The sequence below is a fragment of the uncultured Campylobacter sp. genome, assembly GCF_938031315.1.
Classification (GTDB): domain Bacteria; phylum Campylobacterota; class Campylobacteria; order Campylobacterales; family Campylobacteraceae; genus Campylobacter_B.
Genome location: NZ_CALHHT010000364.1, coordinates 1 through 4,412, shown reverse-complemented (window position 1 = coordinate 4,412; position 4,412 = coordinate 1). Strand labels below are relative to the sequence as shown.

5 protein-coding genes and 1 pseudogene are annotated in these 4,412 nt (G+C 42.1%); 4 read left to right on the top strand and 2 right to left on the bottom strand.

From position 1 onward, the window contains the following. On the bottom strand, positions 1-151 hold a 151-nt coding region (gene mraW / locus Q0236_RS08870; RefSeq protein ID WP_297916990.1), incomplete at its 3' end, for a 16S rRNA (cytosine(1402)-N(4))-methyltransferase. Between the two features lie 64 nt (positions 152-215). Between mraW and Q0236_RS08865 the strand changes: the two genes are divergently transcribed. The 4 genes from Q0236_RS08865 (at position 216) to Q0236_RS08850 (ending at position 4,051) form a co-directional block, all read left to right on the top strand. Next, positions 216-776, top strand: a complete 561-nt coding sequence (locus Q0236_RS08865) for a class II aldolase and adducin N-terminal domain-containing protein (RefSeq protein WP_297916988.1) — start codon at positions 216-218, stop codon at positions 774-776. Positions 777-908: 132 nt separating this feature from the next. Next, complete coding sequence (locus tag Q0236_RS08860; RefSeq protein ID WP_297916986.1) at positions 909-2,366, top strand: peptidylprolyl isomerase; 1,458 nt, start codon at positions 909-911, stop codon at positions 2,364-2,366. Next, the gene (gene ftsA, locus Q0236_RS08855; RefSeq protein ID WP_177389106.1) at positions 2,359-3,726 is read left to right on the top strand and encodes a cell division protein FtsA; all 1,368 of its coding nucleotides are present in this window, start codon (positions 2,359-2,361) and stop codon (positions 3,724-3,726) included. The genes Q0236_RS08860 and ftsA overlap by 8 nt, the downstream gene beginning before the upstream one ends. 37 nt (positions 3,727-3,763) lie before the next feature. Further along, positions 3,764-4,051: a hypothetical protein gene (locus tag Q0236_RS08850; RefSeq protein WP_297916984.1), complete on the top strand. Its 288-nt coding sequence runs from the start codon at positions 3,764-3,766 to the stop codon at positions 4,049-4,051. Here Q0236_RS08850 and eno read toward each other — a convergent pair. Then, positions 3,971-4,336, bottom strand: a pseudogene (gene eno / locus Q0236_RS08845) (phosphopyruvate hydratase); the annotation flags it as partial. The gene Q0236_RS08850 and the pseudogene eno sit on opposite strands and share 81 nt — an antisense overlap. Between the last annotated feature and the right edge of the window lie 76 nt (positions 4,337-4,412).

The window sequence follows — 4,412 nt, the reverse complement described above, 5'->3', positions numbered from 1 at the left end:
AAGCGATAAGCTTAAGACGCGGATTAGCGGTTAAAATGCCTTCGCTGTGCCCTCCGTAGCCTAGCGTGCAGTCGATAACGTAGCCGTCCTCAAGCTGCGAAAATGCGGCGATCGTTTGCGAAAAAAGTACCGGAATATGTGGAGCTTGCACCTGAATTTATCCTTTTGAAATTTCTAATCCTATATAATAGCGAAATTTTTTACAAAGGCGAGAGATGGACGAGTATTATTATGAAATTTTACGCAAAATTTCGCTTTCGATGTTTAGAGATAGGCTTTTTGGGATCTTTCACGGCTCGATTTCAGCAAAAATTAAAGAAAATCAGTTCTTGATCAACAAAAAAGACGCGATTTTCGATAGCCTGGATAGGGATGATTTTATAACGCTGTTTTCAAAAAAGGACTACCGCTGGCAGGATGCTAGCATTGATAGCGACATACATATAAATATCTACAAAAATATAAAAGAGGCAAAATTCGTAACCTACGCGACACCGCCGTATCTTGTCGCATATACGCTGGAGCATGATTTTATTTTGCCGCGAGATTACTTTGGGGCGAGCAAATTTAAGCGCATTGAAATTTATGATCCTAAGAACTACGACGACTGGCACGAGCGCGCGCCGTACGAAATTTGTAACTATATGATAAATGAAAATAGCGATATAATGGTGATTCGCGGCTATGGGGTTTTTGCCCATGCAAGGAGCGCGCAGCAAATGGCGAAAAAAATAGCGATTTTAGAAATGAGTTCGAAGCTACTTTTGCTAAGCTAAGATTAATGTATACCAAATCGTTTACTAACGCGTTATAATTCGCCAAAAATGCCTATTTTTCAGCCTTACATAAGGTTTTATCTGTATAATTACTAACAAAAAATTTCTTTAGTTAGCTATTTAAGGATTTAGATGATAGAATGGATGCAAAAGCATAAGAAGTCGCTTATACCGACTATTTGGATAAGCACGATAGCTTTCGTGGGCGCAGGCTTCGTCGGCTGGGGCGCATATGATATGAACGCTAACCGCGCAGGCTCAATCGCTAGAGTAGGGCAGATTTCAATAACGAATCAAGAATATAAGATAAAATCAACCGAGTTATACAATAGATTAAACGCTATGAGCGATGGGCAATTTACTCAAGAACAAGCTAAAAATATGCATCTAGATCAGATCGCAGTAGATCAGCTAATCGGCGAAGCGTATTTTCTAAATTTTGCTAAAGACTTAGGCGTTCAGGCTAGTGATAAAGATGTCGCGGAGTTTGTAGTGAGCTCGCCGAATTTCCAAGAAAATGGCGCATTTAGTAAGGAACTTTACGATAATGTCGTAAGGAATTCAGGACTTACTAAAAAGGAATTTGAGCGCAATCTACAAAAGGTCCTAACTTTAGAAAAGCTCGGCAAAGCGCTAAAAATAACACCTAGCCCTAAGATCGTAGAAGCATTTGCTGCATCGCAGCTGATGCAGGATAAGGTTTCTGCAGAGATAATCTACGCCGATGCTAACGTCACTTTTAACGATGACGAGCTAAAGAAATTTTGGGAAGGCGAGAAATCGCACTTTATGACCGAGAAAAAATATAATCTAGGGGCCTATTTCGTGGCGCCTAGTAAAGCCGACGTGAATGAGACGGAACTAAGTAAATTTTATGAAGAACACAGAGGCGAGTATAGAAGCCTGGATGATAAACTATTGGATTTTGCAGAGGCTAAACCTAATGTCTTAAAAGATTACCGGATGGATCAGGTTAAAAAAGACGCTACAAAGGATTATCTGGAGATTAAAAAAGACAAGCTTGATACTAATGAAACTATAGTTGCTACGGCTAGCAATTTTCCAATATCTGAGATTGAGGTTGCAAAGCCAGGAGATGTCATCAAGCCTTTCGAGTACAAAGGCGGATATTTGATTGCTAAACTAAACGGTGTAGAGCAACCTAGGCAGATGAGCTTTGAAGAGGCTAAGTCTTTGGCTTCTAAAGAATTTGAAACGAAGAAACGTAAAGAGCTACTTGAAAAAAGAGCTCAAGATGCGCTTAAAAATTTCAAAGGCGAAGATTTCGGCACGCTATCTCTTAATAGTAAAAACAATACCAAGCTAAGCGATGACGAATTTTATAAATTTCTTATCGATATGTTTAATAAGCCTGTGAAAGAAGGGATAGTGATGTTTGATAACAAAGCCGTAGTGTATAAAATTTCACAGCAGAGCCTAGGTAGTAGTGAAGAGATAGATAAAGAAAAAACGATCGTAGCTGATAGAATAACCACGTTATTAAATTCTAATCTGCAAGATGATCTAACCAAAATGCTAGAAAAGCGCTATAAAACCGAAAGATATTTTAAAGGTAAAGACAGTGAGTGAGTATATTTTAGGTCTAGATATAGGCTCAACTAAAATTCGCGCGATAATCGCTAAAAATGATGGCATTTTTACGGTCTTAGGCGTTGGCGGAGCCGATACTTTAGGTATCAAAAAGGGTGTCATAACAAACATAGAGCAAGCCGCGGGCTCAATAAAGCAGGCGGTAAAAGCGGCTGTAAAAGGAGCTGGCAGAAGCTACGATAAAGCCATTATATCTATCTCGGGCTCATACGCCAAAAGCGTTAAATCTCGCGGTGTCATAACCATGGAAAATGAGATCGGGTTGGATGAAATAAAGCGTGCCATGCAGGTTGCCGAAGCTCAGGCTAACGTGCCTAGCGATAGCGTGATTTTACATGTGCTTCCATATGATTTTAGAGTCGACGAGCAGGAACACATCGAAGACCCTCTCGGTATGAGCGGTACCCGCCTGGAGGTATCCACGCATATCGTCATCGCTCCCGAAAGCTCAATTAAAAATTTGAAAAAATCCGTAGAGATGGCGGGCGTAAAGGTAGATAACATCGTCCTTTCGGGCTACGCATCATCCATATCCACGCTTAGCAAGGACGAAAAAGAGCTCGGCGTAGTGCTGATTGACATGGGCGGCGCTACATGCGATATAGTCATCCACCTGGGGAATTCCTTGCGTTATAACGATGTTGTGATGTTTGGCTCTAATAACGTTACTAACGATCTATCTCGCGCTCTGCATACGCCGCTTCCGTATGCGGAAAACATTAAAATTACCTATAACGATCTAATTAATCAAGGCAATAGCGAAGTCGAGCTGCCTGCTTTAGGAGATAGCGAGTCAGAAAACCACATCATAAGCCTTGAGATCATCTCTCAAGTCATCCTCGCTCGCGTTAAAGAGACCTTCGATATGATAGCCGATAAGATCGAAAGAAGCGGCTATAAAGACCGCATAGGCGCAGGTATCGTAATCACGGGCGGTATGGCGAAGCTAGACGATGTGCGCGATTTAGCGGCGATAGTTTTTGATAACACATCCGTTAGGGTCGCAAGAGCAAAGAGCGTGGGCGGCTTGCACGAGATCGCTGATGATATTTCAAATTCTTGCGCACTAGGACTTTGCATGTATGGTTTCGGCGAATTTACCCCTTACGAGATGGACTCTAACGGCAAACTCCGCTACAAAGACGAAGTTATAAACAAGGCTCCGAAACGAAATGTGAACGAATATTATGAAAAAGAGGTCAGTAAGGCGATAGAAAAAGAGGGCATCAGAGCGGATAGCGGTGCGGCTAAGAAGGAGGATCTAAATATCCAACTTCCCAAAAAAGACGGACAAAATTTTTTCAATAAAATTTGGTCGTCTATGAAAAATTGGTTTTAAAATTTAAGCTAAGGAGATACTCGTGAAAGGATACAGTATGGAAGAAAGAAAGGGCATCTACGGTGCTAAGATGAAGGTGATCGGCGTCGGCGGCGGCGGATGCAACATGATAAATCACATGATCCGCGAAGGATTTACCAAAACCGACGTTGAGCTTATGGTAGCTAACACCGACGCACAGGCGTTAGAAAAGTCGATCGCAAATACTAGAATTTTACTCGGCGAAAGCACCACCAAAGGCCTTGGCTGCGGTGTGTGCAACGGCCAGCGATACGCCGAGGATGGCATTGGCACCCAGCTTGCTCTTTGTGGGCGTGCCGTCTAGTTCGAGCATCTTGTAGTCGATTTTGCGTTGTTGGCAAACCGACATGCCTTTAAGGGCATGAGCGATAACGTTGTTTACGTTCTCTACGGCTTTGAGAACACCCTTACCCGAGTAGCGTTTCTTGTCGCCGTCGCGCAATTCGAGGGCCTCGTTTTCGCCTGTTGATGCGCCAGAAGGTACACTTGCGCGGCCAACTACGCCATTGCATAATGTTACTTCCACCTCTACGGTAGGGTTACCTCTTGAGTCGAGGATTTCTCTCGCATGAACTTTTTCAATTACCATAATTTGTTCTTATTTAATTAAATAAAAAAAATGTCCGTATTAAACTCTTGCAAAGTTAATAAATATCTCTGGAAAA